The sequence below is a fragment of the Capnocytophaga sp. ARDL2 genome, assembly GCF_041530365.1.
Classification (GTDB): domain Bacteria; phylum Bacteroidota; class Bacteroidia; order Flavobacteriales; family Flavobacteriaceae; genus Flavobacterium.
On the sequence record NZ_CP168034.1, the window covers coordinates 1,101,949 to 1,126,723 of the forward strand.

A 24,775-nucleotide genomic window follows, 5' to 3' on the forward strand; every position below is an offset into this window, starting at 1 on the left:
CAAGAAATAAATTCATTTACATTATTCTGTAGATAATCTTTTCTATTTTTGTAAAAATAAATTCAATAATATCAGAAATTTACCCAATATACCACAATCGTCTAAACGAATGGACTTACAGCCTATCGGTTGGCTGATGAGGCTCTGTCGTGTGTTTATTATTTTTACGGGGTTTCTATTATTAGTAGCATATTCTGTAATATTCTATGTCCTCTGTTTAAGTTATCAATCAGACTCAGAAGACTTGTTCATAGTTTTGTTTTTATTCGGGGCTACTACCTTATTTTTTATATTTGGAATACGCAAGATAGTACGATTAAAAACGCAAGCCATTATGCAAATTTATGTAGATGAAATTGGGCTACATTATGTGCATCGGGATGGCAAGAAGACTTCTTTTTTGTACGATAAATTTCAGAAATCCGACAACCGAATGATTTCCGATGTGTTTCACAAAACCATTCGCAGAGGAAGATATATCGTTTTTAAAATTGTTTTTTTCTATCCCAATGAAAAGGGTAATGTACGGCAACAATTTTTTCAAACAAAAGCAGATGCACTTTTCGCGTATATTTTTGCCCGAAACGAGGCGGAACTTGAAGCCTTTTTCATTAAAAACATTGTACAACATCGTCCTGATTTACAGATTGATAAAGATATTTTCAAATATCATTATATCGATGAAAAAACATTGGTCTTTGACAGAGCAAAAAGAAATCAAAGAAACCTTATCAAGAATAGTTTTCATAGAAGCTAAAAACGAAGAGGAAGTCGTGGAAAAATTAAAGGAAATGTAACGAAATGAAGAAATCGTTTTGGATGCTGATGATTTTGTTATGGTTGAAATAGAAATTTAAGATGAAGATAAATAGATTTGATTTCTAAAAGTTATAAACACCAAACCCCTCAATTTCGAGGGGTTATATTTTTCCAATATTTTGGATTTATAAACTTCGTCAAATCCACCGCTAACCCCTCTTTTTAAACTACCCCATCTTTCAGGTACCCATTATCTCATAATTTATATTTTTTATAGTAGTTTCGATGAACCCTTTGGGTTTCTTAAAAAGAAGGGGAATAAGGGGAATGCTAAGGGGCGCGCCCAAAATAAGACAATGGGATTTTGAGACATAGAGACAATTGAACTTTACCATTTAAAACACAAAAAAAAGACCGTCCTTTCGGATAGTCTTTTTCTATTATCTTCAAAACCAATCAACTATATCTTCGTAGAAATCGGCTGAAACTTCGTCAAGTTAATACCTTTTACAGCTACTTTGTATTCCTCCAAAGTTGGGATGCGACCTAAGATAGCTGACAAGACAACCACTGGCGTTGATGCCAATAATGATTCTCCTTTTTTGTCGGCACGGTCTTCTACCACACGACCTTGGAACAAACGAGTAGAGGTCGATAACACCGTGTCACCTTTTGCTGCTTTCTCCTGGTTACCCATACAAAGGTTACAACCTGGTCTTTCTAAATACATGATGTTTTCGTACTCTGTTCTTGCCGTTTGTTTTGGCAAGGCATCAGAGAACTCAAATCCTGAATATTTTTGTAGGTATTCCCAATCTCCTTCTGCTTTTAGCTCGTCGATAATGTTGTATGTCGGAGCGGCAACCACAAGCGGTGCGTTGAATTTCACTTCACCGTATTCTTTCTCTAAGTTTTTGAGCATTTGCGAAACGATTTTCAAGTCGTCTTTATGTACCATACACGAACCTACGAACCCTAAATCTACCTTTCTGTTATCGCCATAGAACGACAACGGACGAATCGTGTCGTGGGTATAACGCTTAGAGATATCCGCATTATTCACATCTGGATCGGCAATCATTGGTTCATCAATCAAATCCAAATCGATAACCACCTCAGCATAATATTTCGCATTCGCATCAGGTTGCAAGGCTGGTTTTTCGCCCGAACGGATTTCCGCGATACGCTTGTCGGCTTTCGCTATCAGTCCTTTTAGTACTTGATTTTCGTTGTCCATGCCTTTCTCTATCATTATCTGAATACGAGATTTCGCAATTTCTAAAGATTCAATCAATGTCTCATCTTGAGAAATACAAATTGACGCTTTGGCTTTCATTTCCGCTGTCCAATCGGTGAAAGTAAAAGCTTGGTCTGCCAATAAAGTTCCGATATGCACCTCGATAATTCTACCTTGGAACACATTTTCGCCGTCAAATTGCTGCAACATTTGCAACTGCGTAGCGTGAACCACATCACGGAAATCCATATGCTCTTTCATCGAACCTTTGAAGGTAACTTTCACAGATTCAGGGATTGGCATCGAAGCCTCACCCGTCGCCAATGCCAAGGCAACTGTACCCGAATCAGCACCAAAAGCTACTCCTTTTGACATACGCGTGTGCGAGTCACCACCGATGATAATCGCCCATTCGTCCACCGTAATATCGTTCAATACTTTATGGATAACATCCGTCATTGCGTGGTATTCACCCTTAGGATCACGAGCTGTAATGACACCAAAATCGTTCATGAACTTCATCAATTTTGGGATATTCGCCTGAGCTTTTTGTCCCAAACTGATGCTGTATGACATCCCGATTGGTACGCTCCGTCCACGATTGGTGAAATCACCGTAGCCGCCATTGCTTCCAACTCTTGAGCGGTCATAAGTCCTGTAGTATCTTGAGAACCAACGATATTCACTTTCACACGAACATCAGAACCTGCATAAAGTGTTTTCCCTGGTGCTACACCTACAGCGTTTTTGTTGAATATTTTTTCTACTGCTGTTAATCCTACGCCTTCTTTCACCACTTCTTTCGCAGGGGCGAACACTTGCGGTGCTTCGATTCCCAAAGTTTGAGCAGCAAAAGTTTGGATTTTCTTACCAAAAACAATCGCATACGAACCACCAGCTCTGATGAATTCTAATTTTTGCGGTGTGAAAGACTTAGAAATATCTTTCAATTCTTGGTCGCCGTTGTATAATTTTTTCGTTTTTGTGTTGATAGTCAAAACAGTACCTGTTTCTACAGAATACGCTTGTTCCAGCACGATGTCGCCTTTTTCATCACGCACCACATTGCCGTCTGCATCGGTTTTCTTCACCCAGTTTTGAAGGTCGATACCGATACCACCCGTTACATCCACCGTAGTCAAGAAGATAGGCGAAATTCCGTTCGTACCTGCCACAATCGGAGCGATATTCACGAACGGAACATACGGAGAAGCCTGTTTTCCAGTCCAAAGAGCCACATTATTCACCCCAGACATACGAGAAGAACCGACTCCCATCGTACCTTTTTCGGCGATGAGCATCACTTGTTTGTCAGGGTGAGCGGCTTTCATCGCTTCGATTTCCGCTTGAGCTTCAGGCGAAATCATTGATTTTCCGTGCAATTCACGGTCAGAACGCGAGTGAGCTTGGTTCCCGGGTGACAATAAGTCGGTAGAAATATCTCCCTCTGCAGCGATGTAAGTAACCACTTTGATTTCCTCTGGAACTTCCGGCAATTTAGTAAAGAATTCTGCTTTGGCATAGCTTTCTAATATATCTTTTGCAATTGCATTTCCTGCTTTATACGCTTCCGCCAAACGAGCCGTATCAGCATCGTATAAGAATACTTGCGTTTTCAATACTTCCGCTGCTTTTTTGGCAATTGTCTCGTCGTTTCCAAGAGCCAAATCTAACAATACTTTGATGGAAGGGCCACCTTTCATGTGTGAAAGCAATTCAAAAGCAAAATCAGTAGAAATTTCCGCAACGGTTTCATTTCCAAGGATGATATCTTTTAAAAACTGAGCTTTTCACTCCCGCCGCAGGAGTTGTCCCTGGAAGCGTGTTGTAGATGAAATGTTGGATAGAATCCGCTCTGTGCGGGCTATTTACATCTTTGATTTGAGCGATAATTTCGCTAAGCAATTCAGCCCCATCTATAGGCTTAGGGTGTAACCTTTGTTGTTTTCTTTCTTCAATTTCTTGAATGTAATCGTTGTAAAGATTCATAATTGAAAGTGTTTTATATTATTATCCTTCAAAATGTGGATAATCAAACTGTTGTTAATTAATTTTTTTAAACCAAGAATACATGGTTTTCCATCTATTCTATGCAAAAATAATAAAACGATTTCATTTTTAAAATAGGAAGTAATAGATAGATGTTATCGAGTGATTATTTATATTTATTCTATGAAATGAATAAAGATTAAATTTGTATCTTTACAAGTGATAAAAGAATGTTTTTTCAATCAAAAAAGATGTTACATTTGAATAAATAAAATTAAAAATTATTGGAATAACAGTTTTGGTAATTGCAGGATTGCAATTGTTTCAAATCGATAAAACGAATTTATCGTATGACGAAACTAAGGATTTTTTAGTGGTAAATCAAACGCCTAATGAAGTAGCAACATTGATAAGAAATGCTTGTTACGATTGTCATTCTTATGAAACAAAATATCCTTGGTATACTTATGTTCAGCCAGTGGGGTGGTTTGTGAAAGACCACATAATGGAGGGCAGACAAGAACTAAATTTTTCTATATTTGATATGTATTCACCACAAAGAAAAATTAAAAAAATAGAGGAAAGTGCTGAATGTATTGAAATTGGAGAAATGCCATTGACAAGTTATGTTATCACTCATCCAGAGGCTAATTTGTCCAACGAGGCTAAATCTTTGTTAATCAATTATTTTAGAAGTTTACAGTCAAATTATTATACTCAAACGAATGATCTGCGATGAATAAATTTTCTATAATAGCAAGCTGTTTTTTGATTAGTCAACTGTTTTATGCTCAGGTTTTTAATAAACAAAAACTCGATGCCTATCTCACTACATTGGAAAATCATAATAAGGTCATGGGAAGTTTCGCTTTGTCAAAAGATAATCAATTAATGTATCAAAAGACCATAGGATTTTCGGATGTACAAAACCAGCAAAAAGCAACAGTTGAAACGCCTTATCGAGTGGGTTCGGTAACTAAAATGCTTACAGCAACTTTAGTGATGAAAGCTGTTGAAGAAGGTAAATTGAAATTAGATAAAAAATTAGCAGAATTTTACCCACAGATTCCCAATGCTGATAAAATTTCTATAAAAAATTTACTCAGACATCGCAGTGGAATTTTTAATGTAACTCAAGAATATTCCTATTATGAATGGAATACAAAACCGCAGACTAAACAGTCTATGATATACCGAATTGCATCCTACGAAAGTCAGTTTGAGCCTGCGAGTAAAACCAAATATAGCAACTCTAACTACATATTGTTGAGTTATATTTTGGAAGATGTATATCAAAGTACGTTTGCAGATTTATTGGATAAAAAAATCTTTCAACCCTTGGGAATGAACAATTCTCGATTGGGAACGGATGTAAATTTTAGACAAAAGGAAGCTCGTTCGTATTTTTTTGATAAAAAATGGATAGAAGAAGCTACAACAGATTTGTCTTTTGTGTCAGGGGCGGGGGCTTTGATTTCTACTACATCAGACATGCTCAAATTTGTCAATGCTTTGTTTGAGGGTAAAATCATTTCTAAGCAAAGTTTAGAAACTATGCAAACGATAGAAGGAGGAATGGGATTGGGAATGTTTCATTTGCCTTTTTATGACCATAAAGCTTTTGCACATACTGGAGGAATAGATAAATTTACTGCTATATTGTGTTATTTTCCAGAGGAAAAAATTGGGTATGCTCGTGCAGTAAATGGTGTAGCTTATACCATCAATAACGTTGATATTGCACTTTTGAGTGCTGCTTTTGGAAAAGAATATGAAATTCCAGTGTTTGAGGAGCAAAATAATAATCTAAGCTTAGAAAAAGGTTTAGAGGGAACTTATGTATCATCAGAGTTGCCAATAAAAATAAAAGTGTATTATAGTGGAGAACAATTATTGGCACAAGCAACAGGTCAAATGCCTTTTCCTTTGACTAAAAAAGAAGAAGCTATTTATGTCTATTCATTGGCAAATATTGAAATTCAATTTGAAATTGATGAATACAAATTGATTTTGAAACAAGGCGGAGGTAGATTTGTGTTTTTGAAGGAATAATTTAATACAACCCTATAAAAAAACACCTTGAGAACGCTCTCAAGATGTTTTAATTTTATCTCAACGGTTGGTTCATTACCAAGTCGATGTATTGATTTACTTTGTCTTTTAATTCTTTTCTGTGAACAACGAAATCCAAGAAACCGTGTTCTAATAAGAATTCAGATGTTTGGAAACCTTCTGGTAAATCTTTTCCTGTGGTATCTTTTACGATACGAGGACCTGCGAATCCAATCAAAGCTCCGGGCTCTGCAATGTTGATATCTCCCAACATCGCATACGAAGCGGTTGTCCCTCCTGTGGTTGGGTCTGTACACAATGAAATGTACGGCAACTGAGCATCGGAAAGTAAGGTCAATTTTGCAGAGGTTTTTGCCATTTGCATCAAGGAAAAAGCAGCTTCCATCATACGAGCACCTCCTGACTTTGAAATCATCATGAAAGGCAATTTTTTCTGGATAGCATAGTCGATACCTCTTGAGATTTTTTCACCTACAACCGATCCCATAGAACCTCCGATGAATGCGAAATCCATACAGGCAACTACCATATCTTTTCCTTTCGATTTTCCAACAGCAACACGTACTGCGTCTTTCAAGCGTGTTTTTTCTTTTGCTTCTTTTAGACGGTCAGAGTATTTTTTGGTGTCTTCAAAATTTAATGAATCTTTTGAAACGATTTTGTCAAATAATTCTTTGTATTTGTTGTCATCAAAAAGGATTTGGAAATATTCGTTACTTCCAATTCTCACATGATAATCATCTTCTGGGCTTACCCAAAGATTTGCTTCCAATTCGTCTTGTTCTACCACTTTTCCCGTGGGAGATTTGTACCAAAGACCTTTGGGCGTGTCTTTTTTATCTTCTGTAGGGGTTGTGATTCCCTTTTCTTTTCTTTTAAACCAAGCCATAGTTTAGTGTTTTTTTAGTGTAAATTACAGAAATAATCTTGACTTTAATTTTATTTCACGCTGATGTAAATAGATTTCATAATGATTGATCTTTATTTTTTGATGTTCGCTGATGCTTTTTTGATTTATTAAAAAAAACAAAATTTGCGTGAATCTTTTTTAAACCATAGGTTTAATTATTCTCTAAGATGCTACATTAGTTAATTACAGAAAAAATCTGCGTGAGAAAAAAAACAAGATGAGCTTACAAAGTATTTACATTGTTTAAATCTGCAAATGCTTGTTCCAATCGTTTGTTGAAAGTTTTTTCAGATTCTCTCAACCATTTTCTTGGGTCGTAATATTTTTTGTTTGGCACATCGTCTCCTTCTGGATTTCCGATTTGCGTCATTAAGTAATCTTTTTTCTCAATAATGTAATCTCTCGCTCCTTCTGTAAAGGCAAATTGCAAATCTGTATCGATGTTCATTTTGATTACTCCGTAAGAAATAGCTTCTCTGATTTCTTCTAATGTAGAACCAGAACCTCCGTGGAATACAAAATCGATTGGATTTTTTTCTGTTCCGTATTTTTGTTCAACAAATTTTTGAGAGTTGTCTAAAATTTTTGGAGTCAATTTTACATTTCCTGGTTTGTAAACTCCGTGTACATTTCCAAAGGCAGCTGCAATGGTAAAACGAGGAGAAATTTTCATCAATTCCTCATACGCATAGGCAACTTCTTCTGGTTGAGTATATAATTTAGAAGAATCAACACCTGTGTTGTCCACTCCGTCTTCTTCACCACCTGTGATTCCCAATTCGATTTCCAAAGTCATACCCATTTTGCTCATTCTTTCAAGGTATTTTTTGGAAATTTCAAGGTTTTCTTCGATGGTTTCTTCCGATAAATCAATCATGTGAGAAGAGAACAATGGTTTTCCTGTTTGAGCAAAGTGTTTTTCACTTGCGTCTAAAAGTCCGTCAATCCAAGGTAATAATTTTTTTGCACAGTGGTCTGTGTGTAAGATTACTGTAGCACCGTACAATTCTGCCAATTCGTGAATGTGTTTTGCACCTGCCACACAACCTGCGATAGCGGCTTTTTCGTCTTCGTTTGAAAGACCTTTACCTGCCATGTACAAACCACCTCCGTTTGAAAATTGGATGATAACAGGCGCGTTTAATTTTGCTGCTGTTTCCATCACACCGTTGATGTTGCTTGAAGTTGTAACATTTACAGCCGGCAATGCGAATCCTTTTTCTTTCGCATATCTAAATATTTCTTGAACTTGATCACCTGTTGCTACACCAGGTTTGATAGTATGACTCATAGTTGTAATATTGTTTTCAAAAAATTAATTATCGTACAAAAATACTAAAATAATTGAGAGAATTGTTGAATTTTTATTTTTTATTTTCAATCATTTCACAAAATGTCTTCATTCCCTTACTTGCCACATTTTGAATAAAAATATGCTTACTGTTGACCAAGGGTGTTTCGTCTGGATTGATGTGATAGATTTTGCAATTTTTGGGTGCGTAATGCAACAATCCTGCGGCAGGATATACTTGCAATGAAGTGCCTATCACCAACAAAATGTCGGCATTTTCTACCCAAAAGGTTGCCAGTTCTATATTAGGAACTGCCTCGCCAAACCACACGATATAAGGTCGCAATTGCACACCTCGTTCGTCTGTGTCACCTATATGCAAATCGCCTTCCCAAGTTGTGCCAAAAACCGTGTTGTCAATTGGGCAAACTTTGTTTAATTCGCCGTGTAAATGCAATACATTAGACGAACCCGCTCTTTCGTGTAAATCATCTACATTTTGGGTAATGATTTGTACATCGTATTTTTCCTCCAATTGTACCAATAATTTATGGGCTTCGTTTGGAACTACTTCTTTTAACTGTGCTCTTCGCAGGTTGTAAAATCGCATGACCAACTCAGGATTGGCTTCAAAACCTTCGGGTGAGGCTACTTCCTCGATTCTATGGTTTTCCCACAGTCCGTTGGCGTCTCTAAAAGTAGAAATGCCACTTTCAGCAGAGATTCCTGCACCTGAGAGGACTACTAATTTTTGTTTCATGTATAGATTTTTAGAAAGGGTAATTTACCCCAACATTTATCTGCATTTCTTTAAAATTCCATTGATGGAACCATTTGTTTTCGAGTTCTTTGTCTGGGTTATAGGTTTTGAAACCAGTATCAAAACGAATGACAAAGAAACTTAAATCATAGCGAAGTCCCAATCCTGTTCCTAAGGCTATGTCTTTGAGTGAATTCCATCCTGTAAATTTCATGTCTTCATTGGATGTATCATCGAGGGTATTCCAAATGTTTCCTGCATCGGCAAATAAAGCCAAATTGATTGGTTCACTGACGTTGAAACGGTATTCAAGATTGAAAGCCATTTTCATATTTGCTTCGTTGAAATCATTGACACCACCGCTACTTCCTGGTCCCAAACGGTATGATTGCCACGCACGGTTGTCGTTGGAACCACCAGCAAAATAACTTCGTGAAAACGGAATATTGGTACTGTTTCCGTACGGAATGGCAATACCTCCAAAGGCTCTTATGGCAATAACATTTTTATTTCCTAAATCAAAATATTTTACATATTCCAATTCGGTTTTTACATATTGCGAATAAGCCACATCGAGAAATGTGCGTCTTCCGTCAGCTCTTTGATTGAGATTCATCAAGCTAAAAAGGTTTCCCGCGGTTTCTACTTTTGCCTTTAAGTTGTAAAAGTCATTGTCTTGGATACCTGTTCTTGTTGAGGTAGTAAAGGTCAAATTGGTAGCCAAAATCAAGTTGTTTTCGGTCAATCTTTTTCTACGTTCAGCAATACTGGCAACTTGTCTATATTTCGGATCTCTTATTGGAATTAAGGAATTGTTTTGTAAAACATCTTCTATAAAGGCATCGACCCCATCATTGATGATTAGGTTTCCTAATTCGTCAAAATATTCGTCAGGAACATTTTTGGTGTTTGTTGCAATATTGTTTAGCGTATTGTACGAGGTACGATATACGTTGAAATAATTTCCTGGATTTGTGTTTTTTACAAATTGAATATTGAATACATCCAATGATAAATTGTTTCGATTTCTCGGGCTCCAGTTGTAGTTGAAAATCGAGGTGAAGTTTTGTTTGTCCAAACCAATGTTTTGCTGATTTGAAAGCCCCACACTTACATTGGTTGTTGGAAACATTTGTCTCGATATCAGTACATCGGTATCTGTGAAAAACCAAAATTTTGGTATTCCCAATTTTACATCCACCCCGTATTCTATAATGTTGAAAAATCGATCGGTTGTACGGAAATTTGGTGATGTTGATGAACCAATATTACCTCTAAAACTTACATCTAATGTTTCTGAACCTTTAAAAATATTTCGGAAAGAGGTACTAACAGCCCCTTCAATACCAATTTGTTGAATATTTGAATGCGTGACATCGACCGACGGATTGAACGAAGCTCTTTTACGTGGGCTTACATAAATATTGGCAATTAATGAATTTTGAACAGTATCATTTTTATTTGCCAAAAATTCGATGGTTGGATAGTTAAAGACGTTCAAATAAGATGAAAACGATTTGATAGTCAAGGCTCTTTTTTGGTCTGAATACACATCGCCATGGTTGATGAAATTGGCATCGTATAGAGTTTTAGCCTTGTAGTTTAGTTTTCCCTTGCTAAAAATATTTACCCCACGATACGTTGTTTTTTTCAACTCGTCTTTTCTATTTTGAAAATTAGTCGTATAGATATTTACTTCGTCTATTTTATAGATTTTAAAAGGTTCTTTAATCAAAGTGTCACTATTTGACATTTTGATACTTTTGTCCTCAACACGTACCAAAATATCTGCAGTGTTGTTTTGTTTTAAAGTATCAATCTCAAAATTGATATATGATTTTTGAAAATCAAACACCCCATTGTTTCGGAAAAATGTAGTCATACGGTCACGTTCTCTGTCCAAAACGGCTGCATTGTATTTGTCGTCTTTGTGTAAAAAAGTAATTTTGTTTTTTTCTTCGTAAAGAGCTTCCAATTCAGGTGAATTGATTTTTGTTGAAATACTATCTAATAAAAAGGGGCTACCTGTTTGAATTTTATAGGTTACTAAAGCTTTTTTCTCTTTTGAAACGGTGTCAATTTCTTTAGAAACGGTTGTGTTGAAATAGCCTTGGTTGAAGAAATAGTTTTTCAAGCGAATTTCCGAACGATCGGCTCTTTCGCTATCAAAAATTACAGGAGCTTCACCAAAATCTTTCATTGTATTGCTAATACCCGATACAAAAAACGAATCGCCTAAACGATCGACTTGTTTTTCAGATAATAGGCTCACTAAAAACTGTTTGGTATTAGGGTTGCGTTCCAACCATTGGTCATAATCTGCACGAGGCTGTGCATTTGCAGCATTGTAAACCATCAATCGCAACGGCAAACCACCTATCGAAGAGTTGGGTTGTTGATATAATTGTGCAGTGACTTTAGAATCAGAAGATTTCTTATCATTGACCTCTATCTTGTTTTCTGTAAGCAAATAGCTACCATCTGGAACTCTCTTTGTAAGGTTGCAGGCAGAAACGAGAATACTCGATAAAACGATATATAAACTGGGTGATAATTTTTTTTTCAAAACTTTTCGAAATATATTTGCTACCGCAAAAGTACGATTTTTTTACGAAATAGACGTTTAGATTATGAAATATACGTAAATGTAAGAAAATTAACTTTTTATATGTTGTTTATACTCCAATGTAAAAGCAACTAAAATAGCTCGTGAAGATATGAATATTACGAAAAATCAAGTTAAAAATATTGCTTCATTGAAGCAAAAAAAATACAGATTGCAAAATAAACAATTTGTAGTTGAAGGAAAAAAAGGAATAGAAGAATTGATAGATTCTACTTTTGAATTGCAACATTTGGTTGTTTCAAATTCAAATGATTTTCCAAAAGTGAAAAATAAGTGGATTGCAAAATCGGAAGATTTTTCCAAGATGAGCAATTTGACTACAGCTCCCGATTGTTTGGCTGTATTTAAGATACCATCAGAGCCAAATATTGATACCAATGGATTGATTGTAGCATTGGACAGTGTACGCGACCCAGGAAATTTGGGTACTATAATTCGTTTGTGTGATTGGTTTGGAATCAGACAAATCGTTTGTAGTAAAGAAACTGCCGAATTGTATAACCCGAAAGTCGTTCAGGCAACGATGGGGTCAATCACTCGTGTGCAAGTGAATTACCTTGATTTAGAAATGTTTTTAAATGATTATTCTCATCCGATTTATGGAACATTTATGAACGGTGAAACAATATATACCGAATCTTTGCCAGAAAATGCTTGTATCATTATGGGAAATGAAGCTAATGGAATTTCGCCTGAAATAGAAAAACTATCCACTCATCGATTGACGATTCCTCGTTTTGGTATAAATCAAAAAACCGAAAGTTTGAATGTTGCTACAGCAACTGCAATTGTTTTGAGTGAGTTTAGGAGAAGATTAGTGTAGATTTATCATTTTATACATGGAAAATTTGTTTAGACTCTTTATCTTTGTAAAATAATTATATAGAAATATCAATGAAAAAATTAGTACTAAGTGCAGCTGTTGCGTTGCTTTTGGCATCGTGCAACAAAATTGCGATAAAAGACAGTGAAAACCACGGTATTGCATTGCAATATATGGATACAACTGTACATGCGGGAGATGATTTCTTTCGTTTCGTAAACGGAAAATGGTTGGATGAAACTGAAATTCCTGCCGACAAACCTACTTGGGGAAGTTTTCAAGAATTGGACAAAAATACTAATCTTGATGTGTTGAATATGTTGAAAGAGGCTGCTTCACAGTCGAAATATTCTTCATCAACTGACGAAGGAAAAGCCATTAACTTGTACAAAACATTTTTGGATACAGTATCGAGAAATGCTCAAGGGATCGAACCTATCAAAGAAGATTTGGCAAAAATCGCCGCTTTGCAAAATTTAGAAGATGTAAATGCGCTGGTTCAAAATTCTGTATTTGACGGTGGTATCGGATTGTTTGGCGTGTATGTGTATGCAGATGCCAAGGATTCAAACAAAAATACGATTTATGTAGGTGGAGCCTCTACAGGTTTGCCTGATAGAGATTATTATTTGTCAGATGCAGCCGAAATCAAAGAAATCCAAGCGGAATATTTGAAATATATGACCAAAATGTTGCAAAACATTGGATATTCGGTGGAGGATGCGGCTACAAAAGCTAAAGGAATTTTTGAATTTGAAAAGCAAATTGCTACATCAGAATTGACAAGAGTGGAATCGAGAGATGACCACAAAACCTATAATCCTCATACAATTGCCGAATTGCAACAATTGGCAAATAACATCAATTGGACTGCATATTTTGATAAAACAGGAATGAAAAACATCGACAAAGTAGTGGTTTCTCAGCCAAAAGCCTTGGCTAAAATGAACGCTTTGTTGAAATCTACGCCAATCGAAGTGTTAAAAGATTACTTAAATTGGAATTTAATCAACGGTTCGGCGAGTGCATTGACCACAGATTTGGCTACAACTCGTTGGGAGTTCTACGGAAAAACATTGTCGGGAGCTCAAGCTCAAAAACCAATGGAAGAAAGAGCGGTAGATGTAGTAAACAACAATTTGGGTGAAGCTCTTGGAAAATTGTATGTAGAAAAACGATTCCCAGCAGAAGCCAAAGCCAAAGCCAAAGAAATGATTGACAATGTAGTATTGGCTTACGAAAGAAGAATCAAAAATCTTCCGTGGATGGCACCTGCTACCAAAGAAGGAGCTTTGGAAAAATTGAGAAAATTGACCATTAAAATTGGTTATCCTGACACTTGGGAAGATTTCTCAAAATTGACAGTAAAAAGTCCTGAGGAAAAAGGAACTTATTATGATAATTTACAAGCGATTGGTCGTTGGGAAATTGAGAAAAACTTTGCAGAATTTGGAAAACCTGTAGATAAAACCAAATGGGGAATGCCACCACAAATGGTAAATGCGTATTACAATCCATTGTACAACGAAATTGTTTTCCCTGCGGCGATTTTGCAACCACCATTCTATGATTATAAAGCAGACGAAGCTGTAAATTACGGAGGAATTGGAGCGGTAATTGGACACGAAATTTCTCACGGATTTGACGATTCTGGAGCGAGATACAACGCCGAAGGAAACCTTATCGACTGGTGGACACCAACAGATTTACAACAATTTACAACACTTGGAAAATCGTTGGCAACACAATACAGTGCATTACAACCTTTCAACGGAATCTATGTGGACGGTGATTTTACATTGGGTGAAAACATCGGAGATTTAGGGGGAATTACAGCCGCTTACGACGGATTGAAAATCTATTTAGAGAAAAATCCTCAAGGAAAAATTGACGGATACACACCAGAGCAAAGATTCTTTATTTCTTGGGCAACCGTTTGGCGTACAAAATCGAGAGATGAGTACATCAAAAATCAAGTGAAAACTGACCCACATGCACCAGGAATGTATAGAGCGTATGTGCCGTTGCAAAACTTAGACGCTTGGTACGATGCGTTTGATGTGCAACCTACCAACAAATTGTACATTGCACCTGAAAAGCGTGTAAGAATATGGTAATAAAAAAAGAGGCAAACGCCTCTTTTTTTATAATTTCAAAATGGGATTATTTTCCCACTGGAATATTAAAGATAAAACTTGTTGTAAACAAGTGTTGTGGAGCAAATGATTCTTTAAAGATAGGGTTGAAGTTGTAGTTGAATTTCAATATAAAAATATCATAACCCACATACGCTCCTGCTCCATAAATAAAAGGCGATTTGTTGTAGTTCCCCATCGTAGTGTTTTTATAGGTATGACCATTGTGTTCGTATTTTTGGAAAGTACCCAAATAGTTGATACCTACATGCCCACCGATACCTGCATACCATCTATCTTTAATCGAATATTTACGTTCTGGCGATTCTCCAAATCTCTTTTCGATATATGCAGATAAAGAAATTTCATACGAAAGCAATCTAGATTTTTTAATGTCCGTATAACCACTATTTACCAATTCTGTTTTACCATTGATATCTGTAATGGTCTTCTCATTATTGAAACGAACTTGGTGGAAATTGAAATTCAATCCAGTATTTACCAACCATTTGTCAGAACTTTTATCCAACGTATAATATTTACCAAAAGAAAAGTTGGATGTGAGTCCTTTTAGAAATCCACCTGCATAAGTGTCTTTGTAGTTTGTATCCTTTACATCTACAAATGCTTGTCCAATTCCAAACTGAATGTACGACGGAGCAGGTTTAATGTCTTCTTGTGCATGGGCTGTTATTCCTGCTAAAATGCAAAGAGGAAGTACTAATTTTTTCATTTATATTTTTGTTTGCGTTTAAATTATTTTTTAGTTCCAACCCAAGTTCCACTTAGTTGATAGGTAGGATTTTCCCATATACCATTTCCTTCTTTTTCATTCATAGGACCTCTCATTTTTCCTACTTCTTGACCTTGGTATGTGTAATTTGCATAGACTTCGCTATCCCTTGTCAACGTGCCAGATATCGTTAGCGTTTGTGAGTTAAAATTTAATTCACTATCCAAAAAACCATTTTTGTCAACGGTTGCTTTCCATCTACTTTGTTGATTTGTTTGAGTGATGGTTTAAGTTCCTTCCCATTCTCCTTGAAATTTGCCAAAAATATTCTCAACAAGTGGGGTATTATCTTTTGTACAGTTGCTGAAAGTCATACAACCAATGATAACACCTATTAATAATGTTGGACTTTTCATTTTAAATGTTTCTGATTTAATTGTTTGTTAAACAACAAATACGTAAAATTAATAAAAAATTATGGGAAGGGGTAAAATCTTTTTATACTTTTTTCTCTTTGATTATTTTTTTTATGATTTTTATTTGAGTCAAACAATAAAGTATCGAAGTGGTAAAAAGTACACAAAAAAGAATAGTTCCTACTGTACTCAGTTGATCATTTTCTCTTGTCAATCTGGCTGATAAATTGAGGAATGATAGGTAATAATAAGATCCAAGTAGCTTGAAACAATTGAGTAGCTGTCGTTTCGTATGAAAATGTCTTTTGTGAAAGTTTTTGCTGTTTTTTTATTTTTCTATTGATAATGAAAGAGTAGATAATCATTGCAATGTAAAAAAGTATGATATACACCAATAAGGCAATTTTGAAAACATCGTGTTGCTCAATCAAAAAATAAGGGATGCTAAATGTAGCGATAGGAACGAGGGTTTTCGTCGTTGTAAAATAGCTCAATACTTCTTTCCAAATAGCTTTATTTACCTTCTGATAATTTTCTTCTAAAATTCGCTCATGTACTTTGGTAAATCCCAATGCATCATAGCTTTTGTATGCATTTTGCAATGCGTCATCAAACGGAAGAGTAGGGTTTTCTTTCCATTGATTTTCGATATGATTACTCACTTCTTTAAGCAATAGTTCTTGCACATCGTATAGTTCGATGTGTTTTTGTTGAATAAACGCTTTAATTTGTTTTTTTGTATATCTGTGATGTATTGAGTCATAAGAGAAGTGTTTTTTACAAAAATAAGTTTATTTAGGAAAAATTCAAATATATACTAAAAGGATTCATTATATTATGTGGGTATGTTCAATGGTTATTATTATGATTGAAAAAGAGATAGAATAAAAAAAACGACAAAATGTCTTAAAATTTCACCTTTTTTAGTTAAAAACGAATAAAAATCAGTCAATTTGTCTTGGTTTTTGGTTAGGAATGTAATTTGAAATAGGATAGGCAAAACCAATAAGAAAAAATAGAAAATGAATATCAATCAATTTACAATCAAATCACAAGAAGCCTTACAACAGGCTCAAATTATTACCCAATCGTTGGGACAACAACAAGTAGAAAATGAACACATCCTAAAAGCTCTTTTAGAAGTGGACGAAAATGTTACACCGTTTATTTTGAAAAAGGTAAATGTATCGGTAGACAATTTCAAACAAGCTTTAGACGGTATGATTCAATCGTTTGCAAAAGTAAGTGGGGGAGAGGTGAGTTTCTCTCGTACGGCTTATACTATGCTAAACGAAGCTCAAATTTTGGCTAAAAACCTAAAAGATGAATTTGTATCGGTAGAGCATTTGCTATTGGCGATTTTCAAATCTTCGGGCAAAGCTGTTCAATGGCTAAAAGACCAAGGCGTAACCGAACAAGCCATCAATCAGGCGATAAGCGAACTCAGAAAAGGTTCACGCGTTACTTCGGCTTCGGCAGAGGATACTTACAATTCGTTGAACAAGTTTGCGAAAAACCTAAACCAATTGGCAAACGACGGCAAACTCGACCCAGTGATTGGTCGTGATGAAGAAATTCGTCGTGTGCTGCAAATCCTTACGCGTCGTAGCAAAAACAATCCGATGTTGATTGGAGAGCCTGGAGTAGGAAAAACCGCTATTGCCGAGGGATTGGCTCATCGAATTGTACAAGGCGATGTGCCAGAAAACTTGAAAGACAAACTCTTGTTTTCGTTGGATATGGGTGCGTTGATTGCTGGTGCAAAATACAAAGGTGAATTTGAAGAACGCTTGAAATCTGTGATAAAAGAAGTTACAGAATCAGACGGACAAATCATCTTGTTTATCGACGAAATCCACACTTTGGTAGGTGCTGGAGGTGGCGAAGGTGCTATGGATGCAGCCAATATTCTAAAACCTGCCTTGGCTCGTGGAGAGTTGAGAGCGATTGGTGCTACTACTTTGGACGAATACCAAAAATACTTTGAAAAAGACAAAGCATTGGAGCGTCGTTTTCAGAAAGTTACCATAGACGAACCTGATACAGAAAGTGCGATTTCGATTTTGCGTGGTATCAAAGAAAAGTATGAAACACACCACAAAGTTCGCATAAAAGATGAGGCAATTATCGGAGCGGTAGAATTGTCGCAACGCTATATAACCAATCGATTTTTACCAGATAAAGCTATCGATTTGATGGACGAGGCTGCCTCTAAATTGCGTATGGAAATCAATTCAAAACCCGAAGAACTGGATGTGTTGGATAGAAAAATTATGCAATTGGAAATCGAAATTGAGGCAATAAAAAGAGAGAATGACGAAACAAAACTCAAAGCTTTGAGTGCCGATTTGGCAAACTTGAAAGAAGATCGCAACCAGATATTTACGCAATGGAAATCGGAAAAAGACATTGTAGATACTATACAAAATATCAAGGTAGACATTGAAAACTACAAACTCGAAGCCGACCGTGCCGAACGAAACGGCGATTACGGAAAAGTAGCCGAATTACGCTATGGAAAAATTCAAGAAGCCACAGCCCAACTCAACCGTTTGCAGGATGAATTGGAGCAAAACCAAAAGGGAACTTCACTCATCAAGGAGGAAGTTACTTACGAAGATATAGCCGATGTAGTAGCCAAATGGACAGGTGTGCCTGTTACCAAAATGGTACAATCGGAAAGAGAGAAGTTGCTCAAATTGGAAGCCGAATTGCACCGCAGAGTGGTAGGACAAGAAGAGGCTATCGTAGCGATTTCCGATGCCGTGCGTAGAAGCCGTTCGGGCTTACAAGATCCTAATAAACCAATAGGTTCGTTCCTGTTTTTGGGTACAACGGGTGTTGGAAAAACCGAGTTGGCAAAAGCCTTGGCAGAATACCTGTTTGACGACGAAAACGCCATGACGCGTATCGATATGAGTGAATATTCAGAACGCCATTCGGTGAGTAGATTGGTGGGAGCTCCTCCTGGATATGTAGGGTATGACGAAGGTGGACAGTTGACCGAGGCAGTGCGTCGTCGTCCGTATTCGGTGATTTTGTTAGACGAAATCGAAAAAGCCCACCCAGATACTTTCAATATTTTGTTGCAGGTATTGGACGAAGGACGATTGACCGACAACAAAGGTCGATTGGCAGATTTCAAAAACACCATTATTATCATGACCTCGAATATGGGAAGTCATATCATTCAAGAAGAATTTGATAGTCAGTCAGTGGAAATGGCTATAGAAACAGCCAAAGCCAAAGTGTTGGAACAATTGAAAACCATGGTGCGTCCAGAGTTTTTGAACCGTATCGATGAGGTGGTAATGTTTACCCCATTGACGAAAGAAAATATCGAACAAATCGTAAAAATACAGTTGAAATCTGTGTATAAAATGTTGGCAAATCAGCATATTACGATGGATGCCACACCAGCGGCAATTTCGCTATTGGCAGAAAGAGGATTTGACCCACACTTTGGGGCAAGACCTGTAAAACGAGTAGTGCAAAAAATGGTGCTGAACGAATTGTCGAAACAAATCTTGTCGGGAGCTGTACAAACCGACGCCATCATATTGCTCGACGCTATCGACGGAAACATTGTCTTTAGCAATCAAGGGTAAAGAGTTAAAAAAAGGAGTTTCAAGACTCCTTTTTTTTATTTATAAATACGAGCAAGGTAATCAAAATGTTCGCCTTCGTGTAGCAATTCGCATTGCAATCCATTGAAATGGCATGCGTTTTGCAAAGTGTTGTAATCCAGATACAACCAGTCAAAAGGTGCTTCGTTTTCTCCTTTATAACTGATGAAAAATGTAGTTTCTCCGTAATAATCACGGTCATTAGGAATCCATTTTCCACCATCTTCGTCTTCGTCAAAAAGATAAATCAAATCGCTACTGTCTATGAGGATTTGCCCATTGTCATTCAAAAGAGATTTTAAATGATTTAAATAGAAGGCAACTGATTTTATATTTTTAAAGATTCCTGTACCATTCATTAAGAGTAAAATGGTATCAAATTTTTGGTTGTTTAGCTGTAAAATATCGATGGTTTGTGTATTTTTTATACCGCGTAATTGACAGGTTTCTATAGCTTTGGGAGAAACATCAATAGCGGTAACATTCATGCCTTTTTCTTGTAAATACAGACTATGACTCCCTGCACCACAGCCTATATCCAATATTTTTCCTTTGCATAGAGTCAATGCTAATTGCTCGATTTTGGGCATATCTTTATAAGAGCGAAACAGATAGGAAACATCCATTTCGTCAGCTTCGGTAAAATTGGTTTCAGTAATAATCGGAGTAAGGTCGTTTTGAGTATAAAAATTGAAAATTGCTTTTCCGAATAGGTCTTTCATTTGTAAAAATTTCTTCAAAGTTAGTCAGAAATCTTTGTAATTTTGCAGTGTAGAACAGTTTTTTATGGAACAACAACTCAAACAATTGCCTAAACAAGCAAAAGAAAAGCAATCAGAAAACAAAAAATACTTTGAAAAATTGAAGAAAAAACCACCGAAAAATTTAGATTATCAGGTGGAAATGATTCATGAACAAGTGTTTAAGAAAATCGATTGTTTGTCATGTGCCAATTGTTGTAAAACTACAGGTCCATTGTTTACTACGGCAGATATTGAGCGTATTTCTAAATATCTGCGAATGAAACCACAAAAGTTTACCGAGCAATATTTGCGAATAGACGAGGACAAGGACTATGTGTTGCAATCGGTGCCTTGTACATTTTTAGATGAGGAAAACTATTGTATAATTTATGATGTACGCCCCAAAGCATGTAGAGAATATCCACACACCGACCGACAAAAAATCTATCAAATAGCACAATTAACGATAAAAAATACTGAAATTTGTCCCGCAGCTTTTCAAGTGGTAGAGGAAATGAAGAGAAAAATACCTTTCTAAATTGAAAGGTATTTTAAAAACAATTAAAAACAAAAAATCGATAAAATGCGATTTTTTTATTCCATTTCCTTCAAATTTTCAATCAGTTGCAATGCACGTTCTTCGTTTTCTGGTTCTACAAAAATGTGTACCGCTTTACCAAGCGTTCCAAAACCAGCTACAATTCCCGAGTTGATGTCATCACGTACTGCATAACCAATCTGATGTTGGTCTAAAATTTCTTTTACTGCTATCGCCAATACTTGGCTTCCTGAAAATATTTTTTCCATAATCTTTGATTTTTTCTCAAAGCTACAAATTATTATTCAAAAATCAAAGAACCTTTATATAATTCTTGCACATCAATTTGAGCAGGTCGATATGAAGCATACACATTTCCTGTAGAAGCAATAGTACCCACAATTTTATGCAGTGGATGTACGTACAAATGTTGATTGCTCCTTTGGTACATTTGCACGGTATCTGCTTTCAACTGTTGAGCATGTACACTGCAATTTCCTCCGTATAAAGCAATGCTTAATTTTTTTGTTTTTCCTTTAAGTTCAAACTTTGCTACTTGATTGTCTTCTAAATAGATATAATCACTGTTTACAAGCAAATCGAAATGGGTACTTCCTACTTTTGAATAGGAATTATTGATAATTTTTATAGTGGGAAAATGTAAGGTGTCGAGTGAAAAAACTTTATGTTGTGTTTTAGAATAAATTTTTTCAATAGTAGGTGTATGCAATTGAATTAAAGCATTTTCCGAAGATTGAAAACTTTGACAAATTGCCGAGTTTGAAATAATCAACCGTTGATAGTTTTGTTGATGTTTTATATGAGGTAAAATATCTTCTTTCGCATAAATTTTCACCTTATAAATTGTATCTGGTACAATTTGAACGGTAACATTTTTTGGAATTTCCACTTCATTAAAAGCGGAAAGTTGGTATTCAACAATGGAGTTTTTACCCGAAAATATACAATTTGCATGATCGGCACAATTGAGAAAAATCACGCTAATTAGTAACCATATTTTTTTCATATCAAAAGAGTTTGTATCCCACGCCAAATTCCAAGGCTTCAGCATTGGCTGTGTGAGTTTTTAGCGAAAACAATCCTTGTAATCGTTGCGTAAAATAATATTTCAATCCCAATCGTTGGTAGGCTTTGGCACCTTCGCGATAGGGATTATAGACATAGTAGCCTATTTGTCCTTCGACAGAAAGGCGGTTGAGGTACCATTCATAGCCGATGAAAACGCCCATTCGCTTCCAATCGTCATTGGGTTGTACTTTGGATTTGGGAAAACTTACAGCTAAAAATTTTGTCAATTCTTTTAAAGAATATGACCAAAAAAACTCGGTTCCCAATTGCCAACTTCCATAATCGTCCCATTTTTTTGCACCCAATAAACTCAGATGAAAAAACGGTTTTTGTCCCATGCCCACTATATGGCTTTCGTTGATTCCGGTTCTGAAATTCCCGATAAATTGAATCGATGGATGACGATGAGAAAAATCGCTGTCTGATATAGTATGTTGGCTATTAAATGTATAATTGATTCCAGTGGAAAACGAAAAAGTATTCGTTCCTGTGTTAGGAGCCTTGATAGAACCATTGGAATGATGGATAAAAAGCAATCCCGCTTGCAGACCCCAATTGTAGATGAGTTTGCGTTTTTGGTAGTTGAGCATAAAAAAAGTAGAAGGCATCCAATGACTACCGTAGGCAGTATTTCGGTAATTTGTAAACGCATCAAAAGGGTGTGTTGCATACGAAATGCCTTGAGCTACTTTTAGTTGAAGGTCTCTTTTGTAAAGATAAAACGAATAGTGAGCATACAAGCCTAAGGTGTTGCCCAAAATTTCGTTTTTATTGAATTGACCATGGATAGAAAGTCCCAATTCAGGTTGATTGTATCGCTGATTCCAAGAGTTTTTTTGGAGTTGATGTTGGTCAATCGAAAGTAAAAAACCATTGGAAGGATTGGCAATCAGATGTTGGATGTTTTCGCTGTGAGGTAAGACGGTTCCGTGTAGAAAATGGGTACTTGCAGACCACTGATTTTGCGACCAACACAAGGTAGATACCAACAAAAAAAGCCATGAGTACATTATGGATTTTTTGTGGTATATATAAGTTATAATTTTAAAACAAACCATTGATTTCGGCATCAATACGGTTGATAATTTCACCTAAATCTTCGGGATTTTCAACAAAATCTATTTTGTCTACATTGATAATGAGTAGTTTACCTTTGTCATACGTACGAATCCATTCATCATAGCGTTCGTTGAGTTTGTTAAGGTAGTCTATCGAAATATTGTTTTCGTATTCTCTGCCTCTTTTTTGGATTTGACCTACGAGATTGGGAACGGAACTTTTTAGATAAATCAACAAGTCGGGAGCACCTACAAAACCTTCCATTAGGTCGAAAAGTTGTCTATAATTTTGATAATCTCTATTGGTCATTAATCCCATACTGTGAAGGTTGGCTGCAAAAATATAGGCGTCTTCATAAATCGTACGGTCTTGAATCGTCGTTTTTCCGCTGTTTTTCATATCGAGGATTTGGCGAAAGCGACTGTTTAGGAAATAAATTTGTAGATTGAAAGACCAACGATCCATCGAATGATAAAAATCATCGAGGTAGGGGTTGTCCACCACATCTTCGTAGTGAGCTTCCCATTTATAATGTTTTGCTAGTAAGCCTGTTAGAGTAGTTTTACCAGCACCAATATTTCCAGCGATTGCAATTTGCATTATCCAATAGTTTTTTTGTCAAATAAAAAGATATTTTTCAGTTGGTAAAGTTAGGTATTTTTTAGGAGAAATAGAAATGGAGTAGAGGAAATGTAGATTGAATTTAGATGCCATAACTCAACTTAAAAATCAAAACTTCTTTACCTTTTACAATGCTCAATTGATTATTGAAAATAGAAAAACGATTCATCGTACTATCAAAATCGGTAATAATCAATTTTTTATCTTGTTCGATATTCCAAGCGATGATTTTACCCTTTACTTTTCCTATTACCCAATTATGGTCAAAACACAAAATTTCTTCAAAATCTTGTGTTATTTCTATTGTTACAATTCTTCCATAAAGGTCTATTTCGGTGATATCGTTGCTATTTTGAATGTAAAAGTTTGAAGCGTCGTTGTAAAATTTACTGTTTAGCACATCTATACCGCTGTACAATTTTTTCATCTCTTGATTGGTGGTTGTGTATAAAAACAATTGCCCTGAAATTTCATCAACTATCCAAAAGTCTTTCAAGCGATTGACACCGACAAATATAGGTTTTATCTCTGGAAATAGTCGCTCGAAATCTATAGAATATTTTTCTGTCATACGATTGTCTAAAATCACTACAGTTGAAAACTCTTTGTAAAACAACAAGATATCCAAATTGTTTTTCAAATCTATCGTTTCCAATTTTCCTAAAAAAGGATTGGCGTATTGATAATAAAAATGTTCGGATTTTACGGCTTCTACTTTGTTGTAATAAATGATGTATTGCGTATCGAAATAATCGTGTTTTAGATCGAGTGCATCATTGGGCAACGACAAGATTTTTTCTTGAGCAAATAGCGAAAAATTGATCAATAAAAAGGCTAACAATCCTCTCATTTTTTTGTGTATTCTATAATTTCAAACGAATACTTGTGTTTATCGTCTGTTTCTTTTTTTGTTAAATGGGTTTTGTGATAGTCATTTTCGTCAAATTGTGGAAAAAAGGCATCGCCATCCAACGAGGTGTTTACCCAAGTAATATACAATGTATCGGCAAAAGGAAATACCAAGCGATAAATTTCTGCTCCGCCTATGACGAATACTTTTTCTAAATTTTGTTCTTTGCAATACTCCAAGGCTTCATCTATCGAATGCACCAAAACGACACCCTCTGAAACTTGATAATTTTTATCACGACTGATCACCACATGCGTACGATTGGGCAATAGTTTAGGAAAACTCTCAAAAGTTTTTCGTCCCATAATGATATGATGCCCTGTTGTAGTTTGTTTGAAAAATTTAAAATCTTCGGGTAAATGCCAAAGCAAATCGTTGTCTTTTCCAATTACATGGTTTTTTGCTACCGCTGCTATTAATGCTACTTGCATTTGTTG

The 24,775-nt window shown here is 35.9% G+C and carries 24 protein-coding genes; 7 read left to right on the forward strand and 17 right to left on the reverse strand.

The window, feature by feature from the left end:
* The first annotated feature begins 334 nt into the window (after positions 1–334).
* The gene (locus AB4865_RS05480; protein ID WP_372474713.1) at positions 335–757 is read left to right on the forward strand and encodes a hypothetical protein; all 423 of its coding nucleotides are present in this window, start codon (positions 335–337) and stop codon (positions 755–757) included.
* 462 nt (positions 758–1,219) lie between these two features.
* Here the strand turns inward: AB4865_RS05480 and AB4865_RS05485 are convergent, their stop codons facing one another.
* Genes AB4865_RS05485 through AB4865_RS05495 form a run of 3 tightly spaced genes read right to left on the reverse strand, consistent with a single transcriptional unit; the run spans position 1,220 to position 3,985 of the window.
* Positions 1,220–2,572 carry an aconitase family protein gene (locus tag AB4865_RS05485; protein ID WP_372474715.1) on the reverse strand — a complete coding sequence of 451 codons (1,353 nt, stop codon included), beginning with the start codon at positions 2,570–2,572 and terminating at the stop codon, positions 1,220–1,222.
* Positions 2,518–3,711, reverse strand: coding sequence for a hypothetical protein (locus tag AB4865_RS05490; protein ID WP_372474716.1), 1,194 nt, complete (start codon positions 3,709–3,711; stop codon positions 2,518–2,520). The genes AB4865_RS05485 and AB4865_RS05490 overlap by 55 nt, the downstream gene beginning before the upstream one ends.
* A 37-nt stretch (positions 3,712–3,748) precedes the next feature.
* Positions 3,749–3,985, reverse strand: a complete 237-nt coding sequence (locus AB4865_RS05495; RefSeq protein WP_372474717.1) for a hypothetical protein — start codon at positions 3,983–3,985, stop codon at positions 3,749–3,751.
* Positions 3,986–4,283: 298 nt separating this feature from the next.
* Between AB4865_RS05495 and AB4865_RS05500 the strand changes: the two genes are divergently transcribed.
* The gene (locus AB4865_RS05500) at positions 4,284–4,724 is read left to right on the forward strand and encodes a heme-binding domain-containing protein (RefSeq protein ID WP_372474718.1); all 441 of its coding nucleotides are present in this window, start codon (positions 4,284–4,286) and stop codon (positions 4,722–4,724) included.
* Positions 4,721–6,037 (forward strand): serine hydrolase domain-containing protein, encoded by a 1,317-nt coding sequence (locus AB4865_RS05505; RefSeq protein WP_372474719.1) that lies wholly within the window; start codon positions 4,721–4,723, stop codon positions 6,035–6,037. The genes AB4865_RS05500 and AB4865_RS05505 overlap by 4 nt, the downstream gene beginning before the upstream one ends.
* A 55-nt stretch (positions 6,038–6,092) precedes the next feature.
* Here AB4865_RS05505 and accD read toward each other — a convergent pair whose 3' ends face one another.
* The 4 genes from accD to AB4865_RS05525 form a co-directional block, all read right to left on the reverse strand.
* The gene (gene accD / locus AB4865_RS05510) at positions 6,093–6,947 is read right to left on the reverse strand and encodes an acetyl-CoA carboxylase, carboxyltransferase subunit beta (RefSeq protein WP_372474720.1); all 855 of its coding nucleotides are present in this window, start codon (positions 6,945–6,947) and stop codon (positions 6,093–6,095) included.
* 244 nt (positions 6,948–7,191) lie between these two features.
* Positions 7,192–8,259, reverse strand: a complete 1,068-nt coding sequence (fbaA, locus tag AB4865_RS05515) for a class II fructose-bisphosphate aldolase (RefSeq protein WP_372474721.1) — start codon at positions 8,257–8,259, stop codon at positions 7,192–7,194.
* Positions 8,260–8,332: 73 nt separating this feature from the next.
* Positions 8,333–9,019 carry an NAD-dependent deacylase gene (locus AB4865_RS05520; protein ID WP_372474722.1) on the reverse strand — a complete coding sequence of 229 codons (687 nt, stop codon included), beginning with the start codon at positions 9,017–9,019 and terminating at the stop codon, positions 8,333–8,335.
* Positions 9,020–9,029: 10 nt separating this feature from the next.
* Positions 9,030–11,585: a BamA/TamA family outer membrane protein gene (locus tag AB4865_RS05525; RefSeq protein WP_372474724.1), complete on the reverse strand. Its 2,556-nt coding sequence runs from the start codon at positions 11,583–11,585 to the stop codon at positions 9,030–9,032.
* Positions 11,586–11,736: 151 nt separating this feature from the next.
* Between AB4865_RS05525 and AB4865_RS05530 the strand changes: the two genes are divergently transcribed.
* Positions 11,737–12,468, forward strand: a complete 732-nt coding sequence (locus AB4865_RS05530) for an RNA methyltransferase (RefSeq protein WP_372474725.1) — start codon at positions 11,737–11,739, stop codon at positions 12,466–12,468.
* Between the two features lie 71 nt (positions 12,469–12,539).
* Positions 12,540–14,585, forward strand: a complete 2,046-nt coding sequence (locus AB4865_RS05535) for a M13 family metallopeptidase (RefSeq protein WP_372474726.1) — start codon at positions 12,540–12,542, stop codon at positions 14,583–14,585.
* A gap of 46 nt (positions 14,586–14,631) precedes the next feature.
* Here the strand turns inward: AB4865_RS05535 and AB4865_RS05540 are convergent, their stop codons facing one another.
* From AB4865_RS05540 to AB4865_RS05550, 3 genes are all read right to left on the reverse strand, one after another.
* Positions 14,632–15,336 carry a hypothetical protein gene (locus AB4865_RS05540; RefSeq protein ID WP_372474727.1) on the reverse strand — a complete coding sequence of 235 codons (705 nt, stop codon included), beginning with the start codon at positions 15,334–15,336 and terminating at the stop codon, positions 14,632–14,634.
* Positions 15,337–15,359: 23 nt separating this feature from the next.
* Entirely contained in the window at positions 15,360–15,563 is a 204-nt protein-coding gene (locus AB4865_RS05545) for a hypothetical protein (protein ID WP_372474728.1), read from the reverse strand.
* A gap of 386 nt (positions 15,564–15,949) precedes the next feature.
* Complete coding sequence (locus AB4865_RS05550) at positions 15,950–16,438, reverse strand: hypothetical protein (protein WP_372474729.1); 489 nt, start codon at positions 16,436–16,438, stop codon at positions 15,950–15,952.
* A gap of 336 nt (positions 16,439–16,774) precedes the next feature.
* Between AB4865_RS05550 and clpB the strand changes: the two genes are divergently transcribed.
* Complete coding sequence (gene clpB, locus AB4865_RS05555) at positions 16,775–19,360, forward strand: ATP-dependent chaperone ClpB (protein ID WP_372474730.1); 2,586 nt, start codon at positions 16,775–16,777, stop codon at positions 19,358–19,360.
* 35 nt (positions 19,361–19,395) lie between these two features.
* On the opposite strand, the gene AB4865_RS05560 is transcribed toward clpB, so the two are convergent.
* Positions 19,396–20,100, reverse strand: a complete 705-nt coding sequence (locus AB4865_RS05560; protein ID WP_372474731.1) for a class I SAM-dependent methyltransferase — start codon at positions 20,098–20,100, stop codon at positions 19,396–19,398.
* Between the two features lie 64 nt (positions 20,101–20,164).
* Between AB4865_RS05560 and AB4865_RS05565 the strand changes: the two genes are divergently transcribed.
* The gene (locus AB4865_RS05565; protein ID WP_372474735.1) at positions 20,165–20,659 is read left to right on the forward strand and encodes a YkgJ family cysteine cluster protein; all 495 of its coding nucleotides are present in this window, start codon (positions 20,165–20,167) and stop codon (positions 20,657–20,659) included.
* A 56-nt stretch (positions 20,660–20,715) separates the two neighbouring features.
* On the opposite strand, the gene AB4865_RS05570 is transcribed toward AB4865_RS05565, so the two are convergent.
* From AB4865_RS05570 to AB4865_RS05595, 6 genes are all read right to left on the reverse strand, one after another.
* Positions 20,716–20,928 carry a putative signal transducing protein gene (locus AB4865_RS05570; RefSeq protein WP_372474737.1) on the reverse strand — a complete coding sequence of 71 codons (213 nt, stop codon included), beginning with the start codon at positions 20,926–20,928 and terminating at the stop codon, positions 20,716–20,718.
* Between the two features lie 32 nt (positions 20,929–20,960).
* Positions 20,961–21,686, reverse strand: a complete 726-nt coding sequence (locus AB4865_RS05575) for a GIN domain-containing protein (RefSeq protein WP_372474738.1) — start codon at positions 21,684–21,686, stop codon at positions 20,961–20,963.
* A 1-nt stretch (position 21,687) separates the two neighbouring features.
* On the reverse strand, positions 21,688–22,758 hold the full coding sequence (locus AB4865_RS05580; protein ID WP_372474739.1) for an acyloxyacyl hydrolase: 1,071 nt from the start codon (positions 22,756–22,758) through the stop codon (positions 21,688–21,690).
* A gap of 34 nt (positions 22,759–22,792) precedes the next feature.
* Positions 22,793–23,407: a deoxynucleoside kinase gene (locus AB4865_RS05585; RefSeq protein WP_372474740.1), complete on the reverse strand. Its 615-nt coding sequence runs from the start codon at positions 23,405–23,407 to the stop codon at positions 22,793–22,795.
* A gap of 103 nt (positions 23,408–23,510) precedes the next feature.
* Positions 23,511–24,278, reverse strand: coding sequence for a hypothetical protein (locus AB4865_RS05590; RefSeq protein WP_372474741.1), 768 nt, complete (start codon positions 24,276–24,278; stop codon positions 23,511–23,513).
* Entirely contained in the window at positions 24,275–24,769 is a 495-nt protein-coding gene (locus AB4865_RS05595) for a dihydrofolate reductase (RefSeq protein ID WP_372474742.1), read from the reverse strand. Before AB4865_RS05595 ends, AB4865_RS05590 begins: the two co-directional genes overlap by 4 nt.
* Between the last annotated feature and the right edge of the window lie 6 nt (positions 24,770–24,775).